Source organism: Mariniflexile sp. HMF6888 (assembly GCF_044335535.1).
In the GTDB taxonomy this organism is placed as follows: domain Bacteria; phylum Bacteroidota; class Bacteroidia; order Flavobacteriales; family Flavobacteriaceae; genus Mariniflexile.
In genome coordinates this window covers 16057-38345 of sequence record NZ_JBIQVZ010000013.1, presented here as the reverse complement: position 1 = coordinate 38345, position 22289 = coordinate 16057, and the positions used below count along the sequence as shown (strand labels likewise).

The window sequence follows — 22289 nt, the reverse complement described above, 5'->3', positions numbered from 1 at the left end:
ATCCGCTAATTTATTTGGGAGTTACCATAAGGGGCGAACTTTTCGTTACAAGTCCTCGCTCGTTCCTAGCTGTGAGCTTTCCACTGCAAATGTGGAGCATTCACGATTTCAAATTTATCAAAGTAAAATATATGAGTAATCCCTAACGCATATACTACAAACAACATTTTAAAAACCGAAATTATAGTTTGCCAGTAAAAAGTAAAAAGACTTCTTTATCTTTGTGGTTTATTATGCAGCAGACTTTTTATAAATATCAAGGAACAGGAAACGATTTTGTGATGATTGATAATCGTCAACTAACGTTCAACAAAAAAGATACCAAACACATTGCATTTTTATGCGACAGGCGTTTTGGGGTAGGAGCAGATGGTTTAATTCTATTGGAAAACCATCCTACTTTAGATTTTAAAATGGTGTATTACAATGCCGATGGAAACGAAAGTACCATGTGTGGTAATGGTGGACGCTGTTTGGTGGCGTTTGCAAATCAACTGGGTGTTATTAAAGATAAGGCAGTTTTTGAAGCCATTGATGGGTTACACCATGCCACAATTAATGATGGTATTGTGAAACTTCAAATGCTTGATGTTGATGTGGTTGAAAAACATGAAAACCACGTTTTTTTAAATACAGGCTCGCCTCATCACGTACAGTTTGAAGAGCAAATAGAAAATTTTGACATTAAAACCAAAGGTGCAGCGATACGTTATGGTGCGCCTTATAACGAAGTGGGAAGTAATGTTAATTTTGTAAAGAAAATTAGCGACCAAATTTTTGCTGTTAGAACTTACGAACGTGGGGTGGAAGACGAAACCTTGTCTTGTGGAACAGGCGTAACTGCCGTAGCATTGGCAATGCATGCACTTAAACAAACTAACGAAAATCTGATTACATTAAAAGTTCAAGGGGGCGAATTACAAGTGAGTTTTGATTTGGAAAATGGGATTTATAAAAATGTATGGCTCATAGGGCCAGCTTCATTTGTTTTTAGCGGAACGATATGATGACCTTAAAAGGAGAACATATTTATTTACGCGCTTTAGAACCTGAAGATTTGGAGTTTATCCATACGATTGAAAACGACGAATCGGTTTGGGAAATAAGCAACACTATCACGCCTTATTCAAAATTTTTAATAAAACAGTATTTAAAACAATCCCATAAAGATATTTTTGAAGCGAAACAATTACGCTTGGTTATTTCGAGTTATGATAACGTGGCATTGGGGATGATAGACTTGTTTGATTTCGATTTTAAGAATAGTAGAGCCGGTGTTGGCATTTTAGTAAAAGAACTTAACGATAGGGCTAAAGGTTTTGGTAGTGAAGCTCTAAAATTACTTATAAATTATAGTTTTACACATTTGGGTCTGCATCAGTTATATTGCAATGTTTCAGAAGAAAATAATATAAGCATCAAGCTTTTTACCAAACAAGGCTTTAAAAAAATAGGATTAAAAAAGGACTGGATTCTTGTAAACGGTTCCTATAAAAACGAGTATATATTTCAGCTTATAAATAATTAAATGTACATAAAAAAGATTCTTCTAGCCATTGTGTTTATTGGGCTAGCTATTGCGGCATATTTTGCATACTATGTTTATAATGTCATGATTGATTCCAATACGGCTTTCAATAATGATACGGCCTATGTTTATGTGCCCACCAATGCAACTTACGATGACGTAAGACAACAATTAGAACCCTTATTGAAAGATATTAACACCTTTGATGTGCTTGCAAAACAAAAAAAGTATGCGAGCAATATTAAAGCGGGACGTTTTGCTATTACAAAGGGTATGAATAATAATGATATTATTAACTCCATTAGAAGTAGAAACCTGCCTATGACCTTGTCTTTTAACAATCAGGAAAGCCTTGAAAAATTGGCAGGCCGTGTTTCTGCTCAAATCGAAGCAGATAGTGTGTCCTTACTTAAAGCTATGAAAGACACTTTGTTTTTATCAAAATATGGTTTTAGTAACGCTACCGCTTTAGGCATGTATCTTCCTAATAGTTATGAATTTTTCTGGAATACCTCGGCAGAGCAATTTAGAGAACGCATGCTTAAAGAATACAATCGTTTTTGGACAGATGCCAGAAAGGCAAAAGCAAACGACATAGGCTTAACACGGGATCAAGTTATTGCGCTTGCATCGATAGTTTACGAAGAATCAAAGCAAGCTTCAGAACAACCAAGGATTGCAGGTGTTTACATGAACCGAATTAGAATTGGGATGCCTTTACAAGCGGATCCTACGCTAAAATTTGCTGCGTATCAATTACCGGAATATAAAGATACCGTGATCAAGCGTGTTTTAAATATCCATAAAGACATCGTATCGCCTTATAATACGTATAAAAATTTAGGGTTGCCCCCAGGACTTATTGCAATGCCTGATATTTCGGCTATTGATGCGGTTTTGAATTATGAAAAGCATCAATACCTTTATTTTGCGGCTGATGCCAAACGATTTGGGTTTCATAAATTTGCTAAAACCTTATCTCAGCATAATGTAAATGCTAGAGAATATCAACGCTATTTGTCTTCACAAGGAATAAATAGGTAGTGACATATTCAGCAATAAAATACCTGTTGCCTTTTGTTTTATTGCCATTGTTTTCATTTTCACAATCGAAGCTCGACTCTTTTTTGACGCCTAGCGACACACTTAATAAGGCTAGACGACATACTGTTATAATTGCTGAAACGTCACTTGCAGGGATGTCTTTAGTTGGATTGTATCAATTTTGGTATGCTGATTATGAACAATCTAAATTTCATACTATTAATGATAATAATGAGTGGCTTCAAATGGATAAAATGGGGCATGTGTTCACTTCTTATCAAATGGGAAAACACGGTGCGCAGTTATTAAACTGGAGTGGTGTAAGTAAAAAGGATCAGTTAATTTATGGAGCTACTTTAGGATTTGGCTTTTTAACAACGGTTGAAATTTTAGATGGTTATTCGCAAGAATGGGGTTTTTCTTGGGGCGATATTTTGGCAAACGCATCGGGAACAGGATTATATGTTGGTCAAGAATTGCTTTGGAACGAACAACGTATCGCTTTAAAGTTTTCTTTTCATCAAACAAAATATGCTCCTCAACGCTCTGATAAGCTTGGAGAAGGCTTTTTTGAGCAGGTTTTGAAAGACTATAACGGACAAACCTATTGGTTAAGTGCCAATTTGCATTCATTTTTTAAAGAAAAAAGCATACCAAAATGGTTGAATATCGCTATAGGATATGGGGCTGATGGGATGTTAACGGGTGCGAAAGATATTGACAATCAGTTGTTAACAAATTTAGATAGGCAACGTCAATTCTATTTAAGTTTAGATGTAAATTTGAGTAACATTGAAACAAACTCGAAGTTGTTGAGAACTTTTTTAGATGTTTTTAACATGATAAAAATACCTTTTCCAACTATAGAATTCAATGAAAAAGGCTGTGTATTTCATCTATTCTACTATTAAAAAAAGTAGTTAAACGATTAGTTTTGATATAATTTAAAAAAAGTCTAATTTTGCACGCTCAAATTTTCAAGCATTTTTACTGTGTGATTTTGCTGAAGAAATTTAAAAATTATGAGAAAAAGTATTGCAAGTTACTTAACCCTAACTCTAACAATATGTATTCTATTGTTCGTATCGCTTTCACCAAATGAAACGATAGATTTAAGTAAGTATTCAACAGCTGGCTTAGAATTAAATTATACTGTAAGCCAAGACCATAGCATTACCGATAATGCTTTAGCGTCAAATGAAGGGAACAAGCCAATTTCTCCATTTTTAGGAAAATCGTTTGTAGGATTTAAAGAAGCCTTAGCATTTAAAGAATCAAGAGGCGATTATTTTATAGTAAACACATTAGGTTATTTAGGTAAGTATCAATTTGGAACAGGTACTTTAAAGTTGATTGGTATTCATAACCCATCATTATTTTTAAAGAATCCTGCACTTCAAGAAAAAGCATTTGTAGCCAATACACAACGTAATAAATGGATTTTACGTAGAGATATCAAGAATTTTGTTGGTAAAAAGCTTAATGGTATTTTAATTACGGAATCTGGTATTTTGGCAGCTGCTCATTTAGCGGGCGCCGGTAGTGTGAAAAACTACTTAAGAAGTTACGGTATTGATAATTTTGAAGACAGTTATGGCACTACTATAGAATACTATATGAAAAAGTTTTCAGGTTACGATACGTCATCTATTAAAGCTAATAAAACAGCTAAAGCTATATAGTGTTTTAGTTTTTATGAAATCGCCATGATTTGGAAACACAATTGATAATCATCGAACACCAATGAAAATAAAATTTGTGAGATAAACACCAATGAAAATAAAGCGATTGCTTCGCCAGTTCGCTATCGCTCGTGTCCATATGACCATTAAAAAACATATAATATTTACATATGAATAATAAATATCGTAGGTCTTTTATGAAGGTCTACGATATTTTTTTTCCACTCTTTTGCGGTCTGTGTTTTTATAAATTCTGTTGGTAGTGTAATATCGCAGGCGACACAAATTGATGTGTTTGGGTCTAAATGATGGCTCAAATCTTCAAGCATTTTATTGTTTCGGTAAGGTGTTTCAATAAAAATTTGGGATTGATTATGTTCAAAAGACAAACGTTCTAAACGTTTCATTTCACTTTTCCGTTCGGTTTTATCAATAGGTAAATAGCCATTAAAAGCGAAACTTTGTCCGTTCATACCAGAACTCATCAACGCCATTAAAATTGAAGATGGACCAACTAATGGCACTACTTTTATATTTTTTTGATGGGCTATTTTTACGATATCAGCACCTGGGTCTGCAACGCCTGGGCAACCTGCTTCAGAAAGCAAACCAACATTAATTCCATTTAAACAGGGCTCTAAAAAACTAGGTAAATCCATAGCATCGGTGTGTTTGTTTAAATGATACATCTTTAATGAGGGTTGGGGTTTTTCTGGAGCAATTCGTTTTATAAAACGTCGAGCTGTTTTATCATTTTCAACAATAAATGTATCGGTTTCTTCAATAATTTGCTTGACTGTAATCGGAAGCACTTCTAAAGGTTCGTTGTCGCCTAAAGTTGTTGGTATAAGGAATAATTTTCCTAAAGGATTTGCCATTAATATTTGATAAGTTTTTTAATTTCTTTCACGCCGTTACTATCTGTCAACTCAATAAAATAAATACCATCTGCTAAGCTATTAACGGTTAAGGTTGTTAATGGATTGTTTATTGATGTTGTTAGTTTGATTTGCTTGCCGTGAATATCGGAAATTTTAATAGATTCTAAAGGGTTTTTAATCAGAGATACGTTGAAGTTTATAAGATTGTTTGTAGGGTTTGGATACATACTAATATTCAGCTTATTAAAGTCTTCTATATTTAAACTAGTATCCACAATTTTAAAGACCTCACCAGATTCAAGACCTGCAATATAAAGTTCACCAGTGTTATCTTCACCAAAAGTAGTCCAACCTTTGTTGCTATATTGTTGTGGAAAGGTCATAGTCCAATCAGAAGCATTTAGTGTAAGCACGCCAATTTCGTCGCTGCAATAATCAGCAAAAAAATAAAGACCTGTTAAGCTTGGGTAAAGCGAACCTCTATAGCGAAAACCTCCGGTAATGGAGCATTTAAAAGCACCATCTCCATTGTGTGAATACTCCGCAATGGGGCGTGTTGTAGAACTTTCTGGAGGACAACCACTGGTATTATATGGGTGGTTCGCACCTTCATAACAGCGCCAACCATAATTTAAGCCTGAAGTTGTATAGGAAGCCATATTGATTTCTTCATAAGTCCCTTGTCCAACATCGGCAATCCATAAATCGCCAGTCGTTTTGTCGAAAGAAAATCGCCAAGGATTTCTTAAACCATAAGCCCAAATTTCTGGTAATGTGTTGGCATTTCCATCATTTAAATACGGATTTGTAGAAGGAATAGCATAATTGTTTCCATTGCTTGTGTTATCAACATCTATTCTAAGGAGTTTACCTAATAATATATTTAAACTTTGTGCATAGTTATTTGGATCTCCCGAGCCGCCGCCATCGCCACTGGCAATGTATAAATAACCATCGGGGCCAAAATTCATATCACCACCATTATGGTTTGAAGCTGGTTGATTTATAGTAAGTAAAATAAGTTCGGAAGTCGCGTCTGCCGTCGTTTCATTCGTTCTAGAATACCTTGCAATAACCGTATTGCCAGAATTGTTTATATAGTTTACATAAAAATATCCGTTGGTATTATAGTTTGGATGAAATGTCAAACCTAGAAGCCCGCGTTCACCACCAGAATCGCTAACCTTGCTGTTAATATCTAAAAAATCTATGCTATTTACAGTACCATTAGCATTTAGTATTTTGATGACACCTTTGCGTTCTACAACAAATAATTTGCTGTCGTTTGCATGTTTAATACTTACAGGAGCATCAAATCCGTTTGCGACTAATTCTATGTCGATATTTTGGGCCGATATTAAAGATGTAATACAGAGGAGTAGAAACGAAGCTAAGTTTTTCATCTTATTAATATTTAAGGACTTATGATAGCCTAAGTTACAAAAAAATCTTTTTTGAAAACTATGAATATTAATTCTGAAGCTTGGTTGCAATAATAGAACATGCCTCATCCAGCATATTGTAAACATTTTCAAAACCATCGTTTCCACCATAATAAGGATCTGGAATATTATGGTTTTGTTTTGGATGAACTTCGTTTAAAATAAATTCAACTTTTGCTTTATCTTGTTCGTTTCGGGCAAGTAACAAGACGTTCCGGTAGTTAGATTCGTCCATGACATAAATAATGTCAAACTTATCAAAATCCAGCACATTAAATTGGCGTCCTCTTAAATTTGAAATGTCTAAACCGTGTTTTCTAGCGATGGCTATTGATCGACTATCTGGGTTTTTACCAATATGGTAATCGCCAGTACCTGCGGAATCCACAAAAAACGAATCGCTTGGAAGTTTAGACTTTAAAATGCCTTCAGCTAATGGTGAACGACAAATATTGCCTAAACATACCATTAGAATCTTAGTCATTTTGTTTGAGTTTAGACTGAAAGTTTTTTGGTTATATCTTCAACATATTTCCTGAATTGCTTGTCTGTTGTAGATAAATTATCAACTGTTTTACAAGCATGTAACACAGTAGCGTGGTCGCGTTTTCCAATTTGGGAACCAATACTTGCCAAAGATGCTTTAGTAAATTTTTTAGCAAAAAACATAGCTAATTGACGTGCTTGGACAATGTGGCGTTTTCTCGTTTTAGATTGTAAAGTATCAATATCCATTTGGAAATAATCGGACACCACTTTTTGGATGTAATCAATGGATACTTCGCGTTTGGTGTTTTTTACAAACTTTTCAACAATTATTCTCGCTAAATCGATGGTAATCTCTTTTTTGTTGAAAGATGATTGTGCAATTAGCGAAATAATAGCACCTTCCAATTCACGTACATTCGATTTAATGTTTTTGGCAACATATTCAATAATATCGTCGGGCATATCTACGCCATCGCGATATAATTTGTTTTTTAATATAGAAACGCGGGTTTCAAAATCAGGTGTTTGTAGTTCTGCTGAAAGCCCCCATTTGAAACGGGATAACAAGCGTTGCTCAATATCTTGCATATCTACAGGCGCTTTGTCACTTGTTAAAATAACCTGTTTTCCGTTTTGGTGTAAATGGTTGAATATATGAAAGAAAACATCTTGCGTCCCTGTTTTTCCTGAAAGGAATTGAACGTCGTCAATAATCAACACGTCAATGATTTGATAGAAATGGATAAAATCATTTCTATTATTTTTCTTAACAGAATCTATATATTGTTGCGTAAATTTTTCTGCAGAAATGTATAGAACCGTTTTCTCTGGGTATTTGTCTTTAATATCAACACCAATAGCATGTGCTAAATGGGTTTTTCCTAAACCAACGCCGCCAAAAATAAGTAACGGATTGAAAGATGTGCCACCAGGTTTTGAGGCCACGGCTAAACCTGCACTACGCGCCAAGCGGTTTGAATCACCTTCTAAAAAATTTTCAAAGCTATAGTTTGGATTAAGTTGCGATTCTATCTTTACATTTCTAATGCCAGGTATTACAAAAGGATTTCGTAATTCGGGGCTTTTATTGTTAAGAGGAACATCAACTTCTTGGGATTTCATGGCACTCCTGTTTGAACTCGGAATTTTTTCTGTAAAAGGTTGTTTATTACCATACGTGTTTTCCATTTTAATGATGTAAACAAGTTTGGCTTTTTCGCCTAATTCTTTTGTAAGTGATACTTTAAGAATTTTCACATAGTGTTCTTCAAGCCACTCGTAAAAAAATTTACTAGGCACTTGAATGCTTAATGCGTTGTCTGTAAGTTTAACCGCTACAATTGGTTCAAACCAAGTTTTGTATGCTTGCGGTTGGATATTATCCTTTATGAATTCTAGACAACTATTCCATACCGTTTGCGCAGTTATACTCATTTTTATTCTTCTGGTTTTGTTCGTTAGGTTTGTGAGTGAAAACTAATAATATTAGCCCCCTTTTGGTTTGGCAAATATGTGAACAAAATTCTTAAAAAAAAAATGAATTAGTATTGAATTTCTAGAATTTTTTCCCCATGTTTAACCTATTGCCGAAGCTACAAAAAAATATTTAATAAACCTTATGAAAATCGACGAAATACAAATAAGAGTGAGATATGGTGAAACCGATCAAATGGGTGTTGTGCATCACGGAAATTACGCATTATATCTTGAAATGGGGCGTATTGAATGGCTTAGGAAATTAGGGATTTCTTATAAAAGTATGGAAAAAAATGGGGTGATGCTGCCCGTAGTTTCTTTGAATATAAACTATAAAAAATCAGCGGGTTATGATGATGTAATTAATGTAAAAACTCAACTAAAAAACATGCCAACTGCAAGGATAGAATTTGAGTATGAAATTACTAATGAGATGGGGGATATTTTAACAACAGCTCATACAACATTAGTATTCATAGATATGAAAACAAACCGGCCAATAAAAGCTCCTCAGTATATTTTGGATGCAATTAAGAAATAGTCTAAATTTCTTTTATGTCGATTTCAAAAAGATGATTGAAAGCTTCGAAAACGGATTTTGCCTCTTTCTTTCTAACAGAGATTGTTAATTGGCAATCCATTTCCAATTTTTGATTGGTGATGTTTAGGTTTTTCTCCTTAATAATACGCATTACAGTATTCATGTTTTTATAGTCGAAAGAGATTATATAATCAACATTGATGGTTTTTTCAACAATGGTTGCCTCTTCAAGGGTTAATTGTGCCGTGGTTCTGTAGGCGCTTATTAAACCGCCAACGCCTAATTTTACACCGCCAAAATAACGAACCACAGCAATTAAAATGTTGGTAACATCAAACGATTGTATTTGGCCGTAAATAGGCATGCCTGCAGAATTACTAGGTTCGCCATCATCATTGGCACGATACAAAATATTTTCTGTTCCTAGTTGGTAGGCATAGCACCAATGTCTTGCGGCATGATGTTCTTTTTTTAATGCATCTAGATGCAGTTTTACATCGTCTTCATTTAAAACAGGGTAAGCATAACCAAAAAACTTACTGTTTTTTTCTTTAAATAAAATGCCTTCGGTTGAAGTTTCAATGGTTCTGTATGTGTCTTTTTCAGTCAAGCCAATTAAAATAAGTTGTTTTTAATTTTAAATAAGTTAGAAATGTCTTCAGTTTTAGGGTTGATGTGCCATGTTTCTATACCTAATAGTTTAGCGGTATGGCAATTATCATTGTTGTCATCTATGAAAAGACATTCCTTTGCATTCAGTTTGTTTTCCTTTAAAACAAAGTCGAAAATCTCGCGGTTTGGTTTCCTTAATTTGATTTCGTGCGATAAATAAAATGCATCAAAGCAATTTTTAAATACTTCGTAAAATGGTACCTGTTTTTTAATCCAATCAATATGAAGTTCGTTGGTATTGCTTAAAAGAATGAGCTTGTATTTTGAAGTCGCTTTTAATTGTTTTAAAAACTCCAATCGGTGTTCGGGAAAATCCTTCAACATAAAATTCCAAATGTTTATGAGTTCATCATATGAAAGATTTGGGAAGTTTTCGCTGTAAAACTTAATAAATTCTTCGGTTGAAATTAAGCCTTGTTCGTAAAAGCTATTAAAAGCGGTCATTTCTTCCGAAAAAGAATCAATTTTAAATTCATTAAAAGTACGATTAATGGCACCTTCAATATCTAAATTGATGAAGACGTTGCCAAAGTCGAATATAATGGTTTTAATCATTTTTGTAGGTTTTAAGCACATCGCCCATAATGGTCTCTTCGGAAATTAGTGTTCCTGAAAATTTTGGAGCTTTTACTCCATTTTTGAAGTGGGTGTTTCCTGTAAACACGCGCGCTTCGTCCCAAAGATTTCCATCAATAAACGTTTGTAATGTTTTAGCCCCGCCTTCAATAATTACAGAATTGATGTTGTTTTTAAAGAGTATATCGCAAATTTGCTGTGCTGTATTTTTTGAAGAATCGATATCCTTGTTTGAAAGTGTTATAGTTTCAGCTTCATTATTAAAAACGGTATATTTTTTAGAAAGCTTATTCTCACTATCAATAACAATGCGAATAGGGTTTTGCCCTGTCCAATCCCTTACCGTTAAACTCGGATTGTCTTGTAGAACCGTATTGAATCCTACTAAAATGGCTTGTTCTTCGGCACGCCATTTATGAACCAGTTGTCTGGAATATTCATTGGTTATCCAAACGGGTTTTTGTTCGTTTTTAGTTTCAGGAGCTATAAAGCCATCTGCGGTTTCTGCCCATTTTAAAATAATATATGGACGCTTTTTGTTATGGAATGTAAAAAAACGTTTGTGGTGTTCCTTGCATTCGTTTTCCGCAATACCAACAATTACATTACACCCTGCTTTTTTTAATTTTTCAATCCCTTTTCCTGCCACTTGTATATTGTCGTCAATACACCCAATAACGACATGTGGTATTTGGTGCTTAATAATTAAGTCGCTACAAGGTGGTGTTTTTCCAAAATGAGAGCAAGGTTCTAAAGTGACATATATGGTAGATTCCTTTAAAAGCGATTTGTTTTTTACCGAGTTTATAGCATTTACTTCGGCATGATTGCCACCATAAGCACTGGTAAAGCCTTCGCCTATAATTTGATTGTTATGAACAATGACACTACCTACCATGGGGTTAGGTCTGGTCATGCCTAAGCCGTTTTTGGCAATGTCTATACAGCGTTTTATATATGTCTCGTGGCTGGTCAAAAAATATGGATTATTTTATTTTTACTTCTTCGGTTTTGTCAATATCATAGGTATGCGAAAAGCCTAAAACTTTGTAGTTAATTACACCTTTGTATTGTACGGTCATTTTTTTGGTTAGCAAGCTGCCAATTAAACTGCTTAAATGTTCATCGCCAAAAATACTATCGACAGGTACATTGGCTGTTAAAGGTATTGAAAAATCTTTTTTAGCAGGCACTTCAAAGTTTTTAGACGAAACCGAAGCCATTTCGCTATCGTTAACAAAAACTTTTATGTTATTAACTTGCAGTTCACCGCTAACAGTATTTGGGTTTTCAAAAAAGGCATCAGCGGTAAGAATGATGTATTCAGGTGTGGATTCAAGGATTTTTATATTCTCAACTCCCAAGAATTCGGGCTTTTCACTTACGGAACAGTTTAAAAAGGTAAGCAATATTGTTGATAAGATTATAATGTGTTTCATCCCATTTTTTTTAGATTTAATGTATCTTCATCCCGATAAATATCGGTACAAAATTAACATTTTAAAGTGAGTAAAGATACTATAGTTATTCGGAAAATAGAACCTAGTGATAACGCTCAAATAGAGCAGATTATCAGGGCATGCTTTCATGAATTTGAAATTCCTTTGGAAGGTACAGCGTATTCAGATGAAGAAACACCACGCATGTATGAATCATATCAAAACGATAATGATGTTTATTTTGTAATTGAACAAGACGATGAAATTTTAGGCGGTGGCGGCATAAAGCCTTTAAGGGATTTTGAAGAAGATGTGTGTGAAATCCAAAAAATGTATTTTTCACCTAAAGTAAGAGGTAAAGGTTATGGGAAGTTGCTTTTTGAAAATTGTATGGTAGCTGCCAAAGAACTGGGGTACAAACAATGTTATTTAGAATCGGCACCACAACTTAAAGCTGCTATTCATATTTATGAAAGTTACGGGTTTAAGCATTTGAAAGGTGCTTTAGGGAATACTGGGCATTACTCGTGTGGTGTTTGGATGGTAAAGGATTTATAATTAACGATTGTGATTTTACTCAGCCAGAACTGCCTTTTCGGGCTGTTCTGGGAAATCCAAAGGAGAAGTGAATTGGATACCCCGAAGCAGGGCCTTCGTGGAATTATTTAGATAAAAAAGAAAAACTTTGAATTTAAAAGACCTACAAAATACATTTCATAAGGAATTAGATCATTTATATGGAAAAGAAGAAGTAGATAGTTTCTTTTTTATGTTGGTTGAATCTTATTATAAAGTTTCCAGGCTACAATTGGCAATGGAACCCCAATTTTCGGTTGAAAATTATAAAGCTATTTTAGATGCTTTGGAATTATTAAAAAAACACCAACCCATACAGTATATATTGGGTTACACCGAATTTTATGGATTGCCCTTTAAAGTAAATGAGCATACCCTAATACCTAGACCAGAAACCGAAGAACTGGTTGCATGGATTTTGAACCACCAACCAATAACAACCAACCACCAACTACGTATATTAGATATTGGAACGGGTAGTGGCTGTATAGCAATCACATTAGCAAAGCATTTACCAAACGCCAAAGTTTATGGTTTAGATATTAGTTACAACGCTTTAAAAATAGCTAAGGAAAATGCTGGGTTAAATAAGGTTCGTGTTGAACTTATTGAAGCTGACATATTAAATCCTGAAACTTGGAACTCAGAATTTAAAGATTTGAATTTTGATATCATTGTCTCAAACCCACCGTATGTGAGGGAGCAAGAAAAGCAACATATGAAACTAAATGTTTTGGATAACGAACCACATTTGGCTTTATTCGTTAAAGATGAAGACCCATTATTGTTTTATAAAGCGATTACCCGATTAGCTATTGATAAATTGTCTAAAAACGGTAGGTTGTTTTTTGAGATCAATGAGTATCTTGGAAAAGATATGATTCAGTTATTGGTAAAAAGCCAATTTAGTAATATCGAATTAAAACAAGATATGTTCAAAAAAGATAGAATGATAAAGGGGGTTTGGAATAATGATTTTAGAAAATAATTTTTAGTACATGACAAAAATTCAAATATATTCAGATGTCAGTCTGAGCGCAGTCGAAGACATTGGAAATATTGTTTTTAATAGCATTTCGACTTTAGTTTATCTTGAACCTAGTCGAAAGGCTCCATGTGACACGCTTCATTTTTGTCATGTACTAAAAAAATAATTATAAATAATATATTTGTGAATTAGTGGCAAATACTATGACTATAGAACAGCAAATACAAAGCTTACGCAACGAATTAAATCAGCATAACTATAACTATTATGTACTTGATAATGCAACGATTTCAGATTTTGAATTCGACATCAAATTAAAAGAACTTCAAGATTTAGAAGCCAAGCATCCAGAATTTTTTGATGCCAATTCACCAACACAACGTATAGGGGGGGAGGTAACTAAAAATTTTGAAACGATTCCGCACGAACATCGTATGTATTCGTTAGATAACTCCTATTCAAAAGAAGATTTGTTAGACTGGGAAACGCGCATAAAAAAGCAAATAGAAGGGGATATTCAATATACTTGCGAACTAAAATACGATGGTGCTTCCATTAGTTTAACTTATGAAAATGGCGTTTTTGTAAAAGCGGTAACCAGGGGAGACGGTTTTCAAGGTGATAATGTTACTGCTAATGTAAAAACCATCAAGTCGGTACCATTAAGATTAAAAGGGGATTATCCACAGAAATTTGATATACGTGGAGAAATTGTTTTGCCTTTTAAAGGATTCATTAAAATGAATGAAGAACGTATTGAGATTGGCGAAGAACCTTATAGAAACCCTAGAAATACGGCATCGGGTAGTTTGAAATTACAAGATAGTGCCGAGGTTGCAAGACGACCTCTGGAGTGTTTGCTTTATAATTTAACAGGTTTCAACTTAGGAGTTGATTCGCAATTTGATGGTTTGAAACGCGCCAGAGAATGGGGGTTTAAAGTACCTGATGCCGCAAAACTTGTGAATTCTATTGATGAAGTTTTGGAGTTTATAGATTATTGGAACGTACATCGCCATAAGCTACCCTACGAAACAGATGGTGTCGTTATAAAAGTAAATAGTTTACAGCAACAGGAAGAATTGGGTTATACGGCCAAAGCACCCCGCTGGGCTATGGCATATAAGTTTAAAACAGAACGGGTTTCGACAAAACTAAATAGCATTACCTACCAAGTGGGACGTACAGGAGCTATTACGCCTGTGGCGAATTTAGAACCCGTTGAACTTGCTGGTACAACCGTAAAAAGGGCATCCTTACATAATGCCGACCAAATCGAAAAATTGGATATTAGAGTAGGTGATGAAGTTTATGTAGAAAAAGGCGGAGAGATTATTCCCAAAATTTTGGGCGTCGATTTAAGTAAGCGTCCGGTAAGTTCAAAACCAACAGTGTATATTACACATTGTCCCGTATGTGAAACAGAATTAGTAAGACAAGAAGGTGAAGCGCAGCATTATTGCCCAAACTATAACGGTTGTAAACCCCAGATAATTGGTCGTATTCAGCATTTTATATCTAGAAAAGCAATGGATATTGAAGGTTTGGGAGGCGAAACCGTAGCGCTTTTAGTTAATGAAGGATTGATTTCTAATTATTCAGATTTGTATGAATTAACTAAAGAGCAGGTAATTCCTTTAGAACGCATGGCCGAAAAAAGTGCAGATAATTTAATTCAAGGTATTGAACAATCTAAAAACATTCCTTTTGAACGCGTTTTGTATGCCTTGGGAATTCGATATGTTGGAGAAACAGTCGCTAAGAAATTAGCAAAACATTATAAAAGTATTCATGCCATTGCTGAAGCATCAGAAGAAGCATTGGTAAATGTTGATGAAATTGGCGTTAAAATAGCCGAAAGTGTTCGTGCTTTCTTTTCTTCAGAGGAAAACAACCTTATAATAAATAGATTGAAAGCGTTTGGTGTTCAGTTAGAAATTTCTGCGGAACAACTTATTGGGCAAACTGATATACTAAAAGGTCAAAGTATTGTTATTTCGGGTGTTTTTGAGTCTGTTTCACGCGATGAACTTAAAAAGCTTATCGAAGATAATGGAGGTAAGGTGAGTAGTTCTATTTCATCAAAAACAAGTTTTATTGTTGCGGGTGATAATATGGGACCAAGTAAGAAAAAAAAGGCTGATGACTTAAATATTCTTGTAATTAATGAATATGAATTCTTACATAAAATAAAGTAAATATTATTTTTTATCGATAAAATGTATTTTTTTACCGTTTAATAGTAAAATTTGTTTATGTTTGTACTTCAACCAAAAATTGTTATTATGAACAAGTCGAAAGTCTTGGTGATTTTAGCATTATTACTTTATATTCTATCTGTTATATTTCAGTTTAGTAATAAAGATGTAATTGCAAATGCTCTCAAATCAATTATACTGCCATTAGTTACATTGTTATATTTTATAACGGTAAATAAGAAGTCGTTATTTTTCACACTTTTTTTAGTGTTGTTTTCTATTTCAGACTTAATGATTTTTTTAACGCCTTATATTTCGCATGACGTTGATTATTTTTTAGGAAATTCTTTATACATATTAGCATATGTTTCTTTGCTTGTCGAAGCTTCTAAATCTATTTCTTTATTTTATGTTTTAAGAAATTATAAAATCCATTTACTGGTTTTGACCATTTTAAACATATATTTAATTTATGTTTTGCAAGTGATAGTAGATCCTTTTGTGTCTGATAAAACAAATGAATACTATGTAGAATTGATATATAACGTAGTTATGTTATTACTATTGTCGGTTTCATTGGTAAATTATTTTTATAGAGATAATGTGAAGTCTTTAAGCTTGTTTATAGGTGCTCTGTGTATTGTGTTTGGTGAAGTCATTTGGGTGGCATATACTTATATTTCAGAAAGAAACTTGCTTAATGCAGTTTCTACAACCTTATATGTATTAGCCTTTTATTTCTTCTATAAGCAATCTAAAATAGAGCAGGAAGCTGAGCGGGAAGAAGTAAATATGTTAATTAACAATTAGCAATTAACAATTAAACAATGTTTTTAAAAGGGATATCTTTTCTATATAGGTACAGAATTATTACAGATAATATAAAAGTTAACACGGCTGTGTAAAATAATATACCTCCATCTTTATTTATTTCAATGCCTAATATTGTTAAATGCATTAATATGGCACCACTAATAACTCCCAAGGTTACCATTGCCCCAACCCAAATTGTTTTTGGTATTAGTAATAAAATACCAGCAATAAGTTCTAAGATACCTATAACTATTCTGCCATAGGGTTCTAGTCCAACTTTTTCAAAAATATAAACACTATCTGGGTGTGCAGTAAATTTAAAACGAAGCGTTTGAATTAAAATAATAGCTACTGTCATTCTTAATGCTAACTGAATATATTTTTTCATCATGTGTCTTTGAGATGTTTTAAGGTTAGACGTTTTTAGAGTAGTTACTTATCAGAAAATTTCTAATTTATCCGATAAAGTGCACAAAAATCAATAAATAATCGATAAAGGTATGTTTTTATCGTTGAAATATGCTTTTATGTTTTATATTTGAATTAACCTACTTATGTGAACATTGTGAAAAATTGGTTTAAAATTACTTTTAATAAAGTGTTTGTGTACGCATTAGTATTGCTAATAGCAGTAAACGTTGTTGGAGTTATTACTGAAGATGCATTCATAATGAAAACAGTAAAGCCTTTTTTTATTCCTGTATTCTTAATTTTCTTTTTCTTTAAATACCGATACTTGGGCATCGCTTTTATTTCGTTTTTATTATTCTCCTTTTTAGGAGATATGTCATCTATACTTTTTTTAGAAGATGTTTTAATTGAAACTTCAAGTGTGTTATATGTTTTAAGTTATTTATACCTATTAATAATGGTAGCTCCAAAATTTAAGCTTTTAGAGGCGAAAGCATTAATAGGCACTTATTTGCTAGGCGTTTTTTTAATAGCAGTTTACTTTTTATATGTGGCTCATGGTGTTTTAAGCGTTGTTGTTTCCAATAAAAACGAAGTACTCTTATTTGTAATTAAAAACTTCACTTTAATAGTTTTAACATTTGTGTCTTTTGGAGTGTATTTAAACACGCAAACCAAACAATCTGCGTTATTTTTAACTGCTGTAGTGTTTTTTGGACTGTCTGTAATGCTAAATTATGTGAAGTTGTATTATTTAAACAACTGGAGTTTAGAATTATTAGATAGGGCTTTGTATGCCACAGGACTTTATGTTATGTTTATATATATTATGAACAGGGAAGTTTTAGTTACTAAACCCAAACAAGTACAGCTAAAGGATCGTTACCCATCTGATACGGTCTTATCTTAGAACTCATCTTGACTTTTTCTGTTTCCTAAAACCTGCCTGCCGGCAGGCAGGAATGGCTAAAATTTATCCATATTTCGTTACTTTTTCTATGCGTAGCGGTGCTATGCCTCGCAAAAAGCGCCTCATCTGTACAAATTTTATATCATTTTCGGTTAAAAACAAAAGTCAAGATGAGTTCTTAAACAATAATTGAAGTTCCGTTAGCCGATTTATTTCTATTGGCATCGAAATAAAAATCGATTCTTCCTAGGTTAATGCCATAACATCCCACTTGATTTACTAGCATGTTTTTGCCTTCGTTGTTTTTTACAATAGTTGGTTTTTGTAAAAATGTATGTGTGTGCCCGCCAATAATTAAATCAATATCCTTCGTTAAGGAAGCTAGTTTTAGATCGCTTATTTTATTTGGATATGTTTTATAATTATAACCTAAATGAGATAAACATATAATCAAGTCGCATTTCTCTTCCATTTTTAAAATGCGTGTCATGTCTTGTGCTATTTCAATGGGGTCTAAATACTTTGTTTCTTTATACATAGCAGGGTCAACCAAGCCATTTAGCTCAATACCTAATCCAAAAACCCCAATTTTAATACGTTCTTTTTTGAATATTTTATATGGTTTTACATGGGTGTCCATTATAGTATTCGAAAAATCGTAATTAGAAGAAATAAATTGAAATTCAGCATGCGGTAGTTGGGCGTATAGACCATCAATGCCATTATCAAAATCGTGATTGCCAATAGTTGCTGCATCATACTTTAATTTGCTCATTAATTTAAACTCCAATTCACCTCCATAATAATTAAAATAGGGAGTGCCTTGAAAAATATCGCCTGCATCCAATAAAAGCGTATTTGGGTTTTCTAATCTTATAGATTCAATTAAACTTGCTCTTCTGGCAACACCGCCTTTGTTGGCATTTCTGCCGTCTTCAGGTCCAAAAGCATCAATATGACTGTGGACATCATTGGTGTGTAAAATAGTGATTTTAGATGTTTTTGAAACTGTTGAAAACGATTGAAGTCCAAAACCACCAATGGTCACCAATGCAGTTGTAGCCGACACTTGTTGTATAAAATCTCTGCGTTTCATCTGTTAGTTTTTATTGTTTTTTATTTGTCAGATGTTACATCCGTATAATCATTACCGTATTTGACATAAACTTAGTTACGGATGGTTCATCTGTTAGTTTTTATTGTTTTTTATTTGTCAGATGTTACATCCGTATAGTCATTTCCGTATTTGACATACATTTAGTTACGGATGTTTCATTTGTAAATCATTATTGTTTTTTATTTGCCAGATGTTACATCCGTATAATCATTCCATATTTGATATACATTTAGTTAGGGATGGTTCATCAGTTAGTTTTTATTGTTTTTTTATTTGTCAGATGTTGTATCTGTATAGTCATTCCCATATTTGACATACATTAGTTATGGATGTTTCATAAGCTTTATTTTAACTGGATAAATCTGTTATCTTGTACAGGGTTTATGGTGTCCACTTTTTTAAAATGTTCTATCAAGGCATTTCGTATTTTATAATTTAAAACATACAGGCTATCATTCGGTTTAAAAAAAGTCATGGCATCACCACCATTATATAAATAATCGTTGGTGGCAACATGATAGATTTTATTTGGGACAATTTTTTCACCATTTATGGATGCTTCAACCACATTAAAATTTTTATCGATAGCTATTTTAAGTTTAGAAATAGGGTGTGCTTTATGTGCTTTACTTAAATAGCTAACTAAGCTGTCTATTTGTGTTCCTTTGATAGCAACAACAACGATGCTGTTTTCAAAAGGCATTAATTGAAAAGCAGTTCGGGTGGTTATATTTCCTTTATTAATAGCGGAACGAATGCCACCATGGTTTAAAATAACCATATCTATATCTTTGCCTGTTCTACTTTTAAAAATGGGGTTGGCTTCACTAAAAACCGCATCTGCCATAAAATTTCCAATGGCCGTATTAAACTCACCGTCAGATTTTGTGTAGGTGCCAACAGCATACGACAATACACTATCTAAATCCTTTTCGATGTGTGCTCTATAAGGCTTTATAAAGGATTCAATTTCGGGGTCAATGGCTAATGAATCTGTAATTTGAATTTGTTTCCCTTCAATTTTAGCCAGATAGTCATTAGACGGTTTGCAATTAAAAAGTAGTAATATAAATAACAAATAAATTAAATATGTAAACCTCATGTTTTTAGTAGATTTTTTGGATGTACTTTTGTTACCTTTGCGCAAAGTATAAATATAAATGATTTTAAAGGGTTTTAAAGAAAAATCTATTAAAAAAAACATCAACAAATTGTTATCTAAAAGACATGTAAATGTTTCGGATACTAAGGTTGAAAGTTTAGGGATTATCTTTAATTTAGATGAAGTTGATGATTTCGAACAGTTCAGTACGCTATCGTCTTATTTAAAAGTGCTTCCAAATAGATTAAAGCTTATAGCCTTTTCATCAAATAAAAAAGAAACCCTTAAATCTTGGGATGTTTGTTTTAACCCAAACGATTTTGGTTGGAATGGTGTTATTAAAAATAGTGAATTACAAACCTTTTTAGATACCAAGTTTGATGTTTTAATCAGTTATTACGAAGCTGAGGTTACAGAGTTGAAATTGCTAACAGTCTTATCGAAAGCACAATTAAAAGTAGGCATCTTGCAAACCGACGAACGTATAAATGACCTAATTATAAAAACCAACTTAACAGAATTTAACGTATTTAAAACTGAAATTTTTAAGTACCTAACTATATTAAATAAAATTAAAAATGAATAGTAAGTTTCTAGGAACTGGAGTTGCATTGGTTACACCTTTTAAAGCAGATTTGAGTATAGACCACGATGCATTGGCAAATATTGTAAATTTCAATATTGAAAATGGTGTAGAATATCTAGTGGTTTGTGGTACTACTGGCGAAACTGCAACCATAACTAAACAGGAAAAGAAAGATGTCATAGCAACCATTTCTAAAGCTAATAAGGGCCGTGTGCCAATGGTTTTAGGTATTGGTGGCAACAATACAGCTGAAGTTATAGAAGAAATGAAGGCTACAGATTTAAGTCATATAGATGCTATTTTATCGGTGTCGCCTTATTACAGTAAGCCAACACAAGAAGGTATTTATCAGCACTTTAAAGCTATTTCGGAAGCATCACCAATTGACATTATTTTATATAACGTACCGGGTAGAACATCCAAGAATATAGAGCCAGAAACTACTTTAAGGTTAGCTAACGATTTTAAAAATGTGATTGGCGTTAAAGAAGCAGGAAACAGTGTGTCGCAATATTTACAGTTAATTAAAAACAAGCCAGAAGATTTTTTAATTATTTCTGGTGATGACGATTTAGCTTTAGGTATTGTATTAGCAGGAGGTGCTGGTGTTATTTCGGTAATAGGGCAAGGGTTTCCTAAAGAATTTTCAGAAATGATTCGTTTAGGGTTAAAAGGAAATGCTAAAGACGCCTATAAACTTCATTTCAGATTAATGGATGTGATTGGTTATATTTTTGAAGAAAACAATCCCGCAGGCATTAAAGGGGTTTTTGAAGCTTTAGGTTTGTGTAGAGACCGTGTTAGATTGCCATTAGTGCCAGCTTCAAATCAATTAAAAGAGAAAATCAAATCGTTTGTAAATAAGTTTTAGGACTGTTAAATATTACTTAATCCTTATGATTGCTGTGTTTAAGCCGTTATTTTAGCGGTAAAATAATATTTTTAAAATCCATATTAATAACTTAATTTTGCATCTTGTTTCAAAACTATGAAGAGATTTCTTTACATATTAATAACTATCACACTTTTAAGTTCTTGTAGCGAGTATCAAAAAGTTTTAAAAAACGAAGATATTGCTGCCAAGTTTAAAATGGGAGAAGAACTATATAACGAAGGTAAATTTGCAAAAGCAAATAAATTGTTTGCCCAAATAGTGCCTAATTATAGAGGTAAACCGCAAGCCGAAAAATTGATGTATTTGTATTCAAATTCATTTTATAAAATGAAAGATTACTATACAGCAGGTTACCAGTTTGAACGTTTTGCTTCAAGTTACCCTAAAAGTGAAAAGCTAGAAGAAGCCTCTTTTTTAGGCGCAAAAAGTTATTACATGTTATCTCCGGCTTATACTAAAGACCAAAAGGAAACTAAAGCAGCTATTGAGAAGCTTCAAGATTTTATCAATTTGTTTCCAGAGTCCGAATATCTATCCGAAGCTAATAAATTGGTAAAAGAATTAGATTTCAAGTTAGAAAAGAAAGCATTCAGTATTGCAAAACAGTATAATACGATATCCGATTATCCAGCGTCTGTTAAGTCGTTCGATAATTTTTTATTCGATTTTCCTGGTTCTACATTGAGAGAAGAAGCTTTGTTTTTAAGATTTGATTCGGCTTATAAACTAGCCGTTAACAGTATAGAATATAAAAACACACCAAACGGTATTGTTCCTTTAAAGAAAAATCGTTTGGAACAAGCCAAAGAATTTTACACAGCATTTAAAAAAGCCTATACCAATTCCAAACATATTGAAGAAGTAAATGAGATGGCTTTGGTTTTGGATGAAGAATTGAAAAAATATAGCACTAAAAGTTAAAT

Annotated in this window: 25 protein-coding genes; 14 read left to right on the top strand and 11 right to left on the bottom strand. The window is 33.2% G+C overall.

Features of this window, described 5'->3' with window-relative positions; translation table 11 throughout:
• Positions 1-233: 233 nt before the first annotated feature.
• The 5 genes from dapF to ACGLWY_RS17835 all read left to right on the top strand — a co-directional run bounded on the left by dapF (position 234) and on the right by ACGLWY_RS17835 (position 4254).
• Positions 234-1007 carry a diaminopimelate epimerase gene (dapF, locus tag ACGLWY_RS17855; protein WP_396621041.1) on the top strand — a complete coding sequence of 258 codons (774 nt, stop codon included), beginning with the start codon at positions 234-236 and terminating at the stop codon, positions 1005-1007.
• Positions 1004-1528 carry a GNAT family N-acetyltransferase gene (locus ACGLWY_RS17850; protein WP_396621040.1) on the top strand — a complete coding sequence of 175 codons (525 nt, stop codon included), beginning with the start codon at positions 1004-1006 and terminating at the stop codon, positions 1526-1528. The genes dapF and ACGLWY_RS17850 overlap by 4 nt, the downstream gene beginning before the upstream one ends.
• On the top strand, positions 1529-2572 hold the full coding sequence (gene mltG, locus ACGLWY_RS17845) for an endolytic transglycosylase MltG (RefSeq protein WP_396621039.1): 1044 nt from the start codon (positions 1529-1531) through the stop codon (positions 2570-2572).
• The gene (locus tag ACGLWY_RS17840) at positions 2572-3483 is read left to right on the top strand and encodes a DUF2279 domain-containing protein (protein ID WP_396621038.1); all 912 of its coding nucleotides are present in this window, start codon (positions 2572-2574) and stop codon (positions 3481-3483) included. The genes mltG and ACGLWY_RS17840 overlap by 1 nt, the downstream gene beginning before the upstream one ends.
• Positions 3484-3594: 111 nt before the next feature.
• On the top strand, positions 3595-4254 hold the full coding sequence (locus ACGLWY_RS17835) for a peptidoglycan-binding protein LysM (RefSeq protein WP_396621037.1): 660 nt from the start codon (positions 3595-3597) through the stop codon (positions 4252-4254).
• 164 nt (positions 4255-4418) lie between these two features.
• Here the strand turns inward: ACGLWY_RS17835 and ACGLWY_RS17830 are convergent, their stop codons facing one another.
• From ACGLWY_RS17830 to dnaA, 4 genes are all read right to left on the bottom strand, one after another.
• The gene (locus ACGLWY_RS17830) at positions 4419-5132 is read right to left on the bottom strand and encodes an SAM-dependent methyltransferase (RefSeq protein WP_396621036.1); all 714 of its coding nucleotides are present in this window, start codon (positions 5130-5132) and stop codon (positions 4419-4421) included.
• A complete protein-coding gene (locus tag ACGLWY_RS17825; RefSeq protein ID WP_396621035.1) occupies positions 5132-6538 on the bottom strand; it encodes a PQQ-dependent sugar dehydrogenase in 1407 nt (468 codons plus the stop codon). The genes ACGLWY_RS17830 and ACGLWY_RS17825 overlap by 1 nt, the downstream gene beginning before the upstream one ends.
• 67 nt (positions 6539-6605) lie before the next feature.
• Positions 6606-7061: a low molecular weight protein-tyrosine-phosphatase gene (locus ACGLWY_RS17820; protein WP_396621034.1), complete on the bottom strand. Its 456-nt coding sequence runs from the start codon at positions 7059-7061 to the stop codon at positions 6606-6608.
• An 11-nt stretch (positions 7062-7072) separates the two neighbouring features.
• The gene (dnaA, locus tag ACGLWY_RS17815) at positions 7073-8500 is read right to left on the bottom strand and encodes a chromosomal replication initiator protein DnaA (protein ID WP_396621033.1); all 1428 of its coding nucleotides are present in this window, start codon (positions 8498-8500) and stop codon (positions 7073-7075) included.
• Positions 8501-8684: 184 nt separating this feature from the next.
• Here dnaA and ACGLWY_RS17810 point away from each other — a divergent pair, with 184 nt between their 5' ends.
• Positions 8685-9083, top strand: coding sequence for an acyl-CoA thioesterase (locus ACGLWY_RS17810; RefSeq protein WP_396621032.1), 399 nt, complete (start codon positions 8685-8687; stop codon positions 9081-9083).
• A gap of 1 nt (position 9084) precedes the next feature.
• On the opposite strand, the gene ACGLWY_RS17805 is transcribed toward ACGLWY_RS17810, so the two are convergent.
• The 4 genes from ACGLWY_RS17805 to ACGLWY_RS17790 all read right to left on the bottom strand — a co-directional run bounded on the left by ACGLWY_RS17805 (position 9085) and on the right by ACGLWY_RS17790 (position 11770).
• Entirely contained in the window at positions 9085-9693 is a 609-nt protein-coding gene (locus ACGLWY_RS17805) for an IMPACT family protein (protein ID WP_396621031.1), read from the bottom strand.
• Between the two features lie 5 nt (positions 9694-9698).
• The gene (locus ACGLWY_RS17800; protein WP_396621030.1) at positions 9699-10310 is read right to left on the bottom strand and encodes an HAD family hydrolase; all 612 of its coding nucleotides are present in this window, start codon (positions 10308-10310) and stop codon (positions 9699-9701) included.
• Positions 10303-11247: a bifunctional diaminohydroxyphosphoribosylaminopyrimidine deaminase/5-amino-6-(5-phosphoribosylamino)uracil reductase RibD gene (gene ribD / locus ACGLWY_RS17795; protein ID WP_396621029.1), complete on the bottom strand. Its 945-nt coding sequence runs from the start codon at positions 11245-11247 to the stop codon at positions 10303-10305. The genes ACGLWY_RS17800 and ribD overlap by 8 nt, the downstream gene beginning before the upstream one ends.
• A 70-nt stretch (positions 11248-11317) precedes the next feature.
• On the bottom strand, positions 11318-11770 hold the full coding sequence (locus tag ACGLWY_RS17790) for a hypothetical protein (protein ID WP_396621028.1): 453 nt from the start codon (positions 11768-11770) through the stop codon (positions 11318-11320).
• A 66-nt stretch (positions 11771-11836) separates the two neighbouring features.
• Here ACGLWY_RS17790 and ACGLWY_RS17785 point away from each other — a divergent pair, with 66 nt between their 5' ends.
• The 4 genes from ACGLWY_RS17785 (at position 11837) to ACGLWY_RS17770 (ending at position 16342) form a co-directional block, all read left to right on the top strand.
• Complete coding sequence (locus ACGLWY_RS17785; protein WP_396621027.1) at positions 11837-12328, top strand: GNAT family N-acetyltransferase; 492 nt, start codon at positions 11837-11839, stop codon at positions 12326-12328.
• 127 nt (positions 12329-12455) lie between these two features.
• Positions 12456-13334, top strand: a complete 879-nt coding sequence (gene prmC, locus ACGLWY_RS17780) for a peptide chain release factor N(5)-glutamine methyltransferase (RefSeq protein ID WP_396621026.1) — start codon at positions 12456-12458, stop codon at positions 13332-13334.
• Between the two features lie 203 nt (positions 13335-13537).
• Positions 13538-15532 (top strand): NAD-dependent DNA ligase LigA, encoded by a 1995-nt coding sequence (gene ligA, locus ACGLWY_RS17775; RefSeq protein WP_396621025.1) that lies wholly within the window; start codon positions 13538-13540, stop codon positions 15530-15532.
• Between the two features lie 87 nt (positions 15533-15619).
• Positions 15620-16342 carry a hypothetical protein gene (locus tag ACGLWY_RS17770; protein ID WP_396621024.1) on the top strand — a complete coding sequence of 241 codons (723 nt, stop codon included), beginning with the start codon at positions 15620-15622 and terminating at the stop codon, positions 16340-16342.
• A 10-nt stretch (positions 16343-16352) separates the two neighbouring features.
• Here the strand turns inward: ACGLWY_RS17770 and ACGLWY_RS17765 are convergent, their stop codons facing one another.
• Entirely contained in the window at positions 16353-16736 is a 384-nt protein-coding gene (locus ACGLWY_RS17765) for a DoxX family protein (protein ID WP_396621023.1), read from the bottom strand.
• Positions 16737-16901: 165 nt separating this feature from the next.
• Here ACGLWY_RS17765 and ACGLWY_RS17760 point away from each other — a divergent pair, with 165 nt between their 5' ends.
• On the top strand, positions 16902-17666 hold the full coding sequence (locus tag ACGLWY_RS17760; protein WP_396621022.1) for a hypothetical protein: 765 nt from the start codon (positions 16902-16904) through the stop codon (positions 17664-17666).
• A 178-nt stretch (positions 17667-17844) separates the two neighbouring features.
• Here ACGLWY_RS17760 and ACGLWY_RS17755 read toward each other — a convergent pair whose 3' ends face one another.
• Positions 17845-18762, bottom strand: coding sequence for a bifunctional metallophosphatase/5'-nucleotidase (locus ACGLWY_RS17755; protein WP_396621021.1), 918 nt, complete (start codon positions 18760-18762; stop codon positions 17845-17847).
• 364 nt (positions 18763-19126) lie between these two features.
• Positions 19127-19885: a 5'-nucleotidase C-terminal domain-containing protein gene (locus ACGLWY_RS17750; RefSeq protein WP_396621020.1), complete on the bottom strand. Its 759-nt coding sequence runs from the start codon at positions 19883-19885 to the stop codon at positions 19127-19129.
• A gap of 58 nt (positions 19886-19943) precedes the next feature.
• On the opposite strand from ACGLWY_RS17750, the gene ACGLWY_RS17745 reads away from it, so the two are divergent.
• The 3 genes from ACGLWY_RS17745 to ACGLWY_RS17735 all read left to right on the top strand — a co-directional run bounded on the left by ACGLWY_RS17745 (position 19944) and on the right by ACGLWY_RS17735 (position 22287).
• The gene (locus ACGLWY_RS17745; protein ID WP_396621019.1) at positions 19944-20471 is read left to right on the top strand and encodes a DUF6913 domain-containing protein; all 528 of its coding nucleotides are present in this window, start codon (positions 19944-19946) and stop codon (positions 20469-20471) included.
• Positions 20464-21342: a 4-hydroxy-tetrahydrodipicolinate synthase gene (gene dapA / locus ACGLWY_RS17740; protein WP_396621018.1), complete on the top strand. Its 879-nt coding sequence runs from the start codon at positions 20464-20466 to the stop codon at positions 21340-21342. The genes ACGLWY_RS17745 and dapA overlap by 8 nt, the downstream gene beginning before the upstream one ends.
• A 117-nt stretch (positions 21343-21459) precedes the next feature.
• Positions 21460-22287 carry an outer membrane protein assembly factor BamD gene (locus ACGLWY_RS17735; protein ID WP_396621017.1) on the top strand — a complete coding sequence of 276 codons (828 nt, stop codon included), beginning with the start codon at positions 21460-21462 and terminating at the stop codon, positions 22285-22287.
• The last annotated feature ends 2 nt before the right edge of the window (positions 22288-22289 follow it).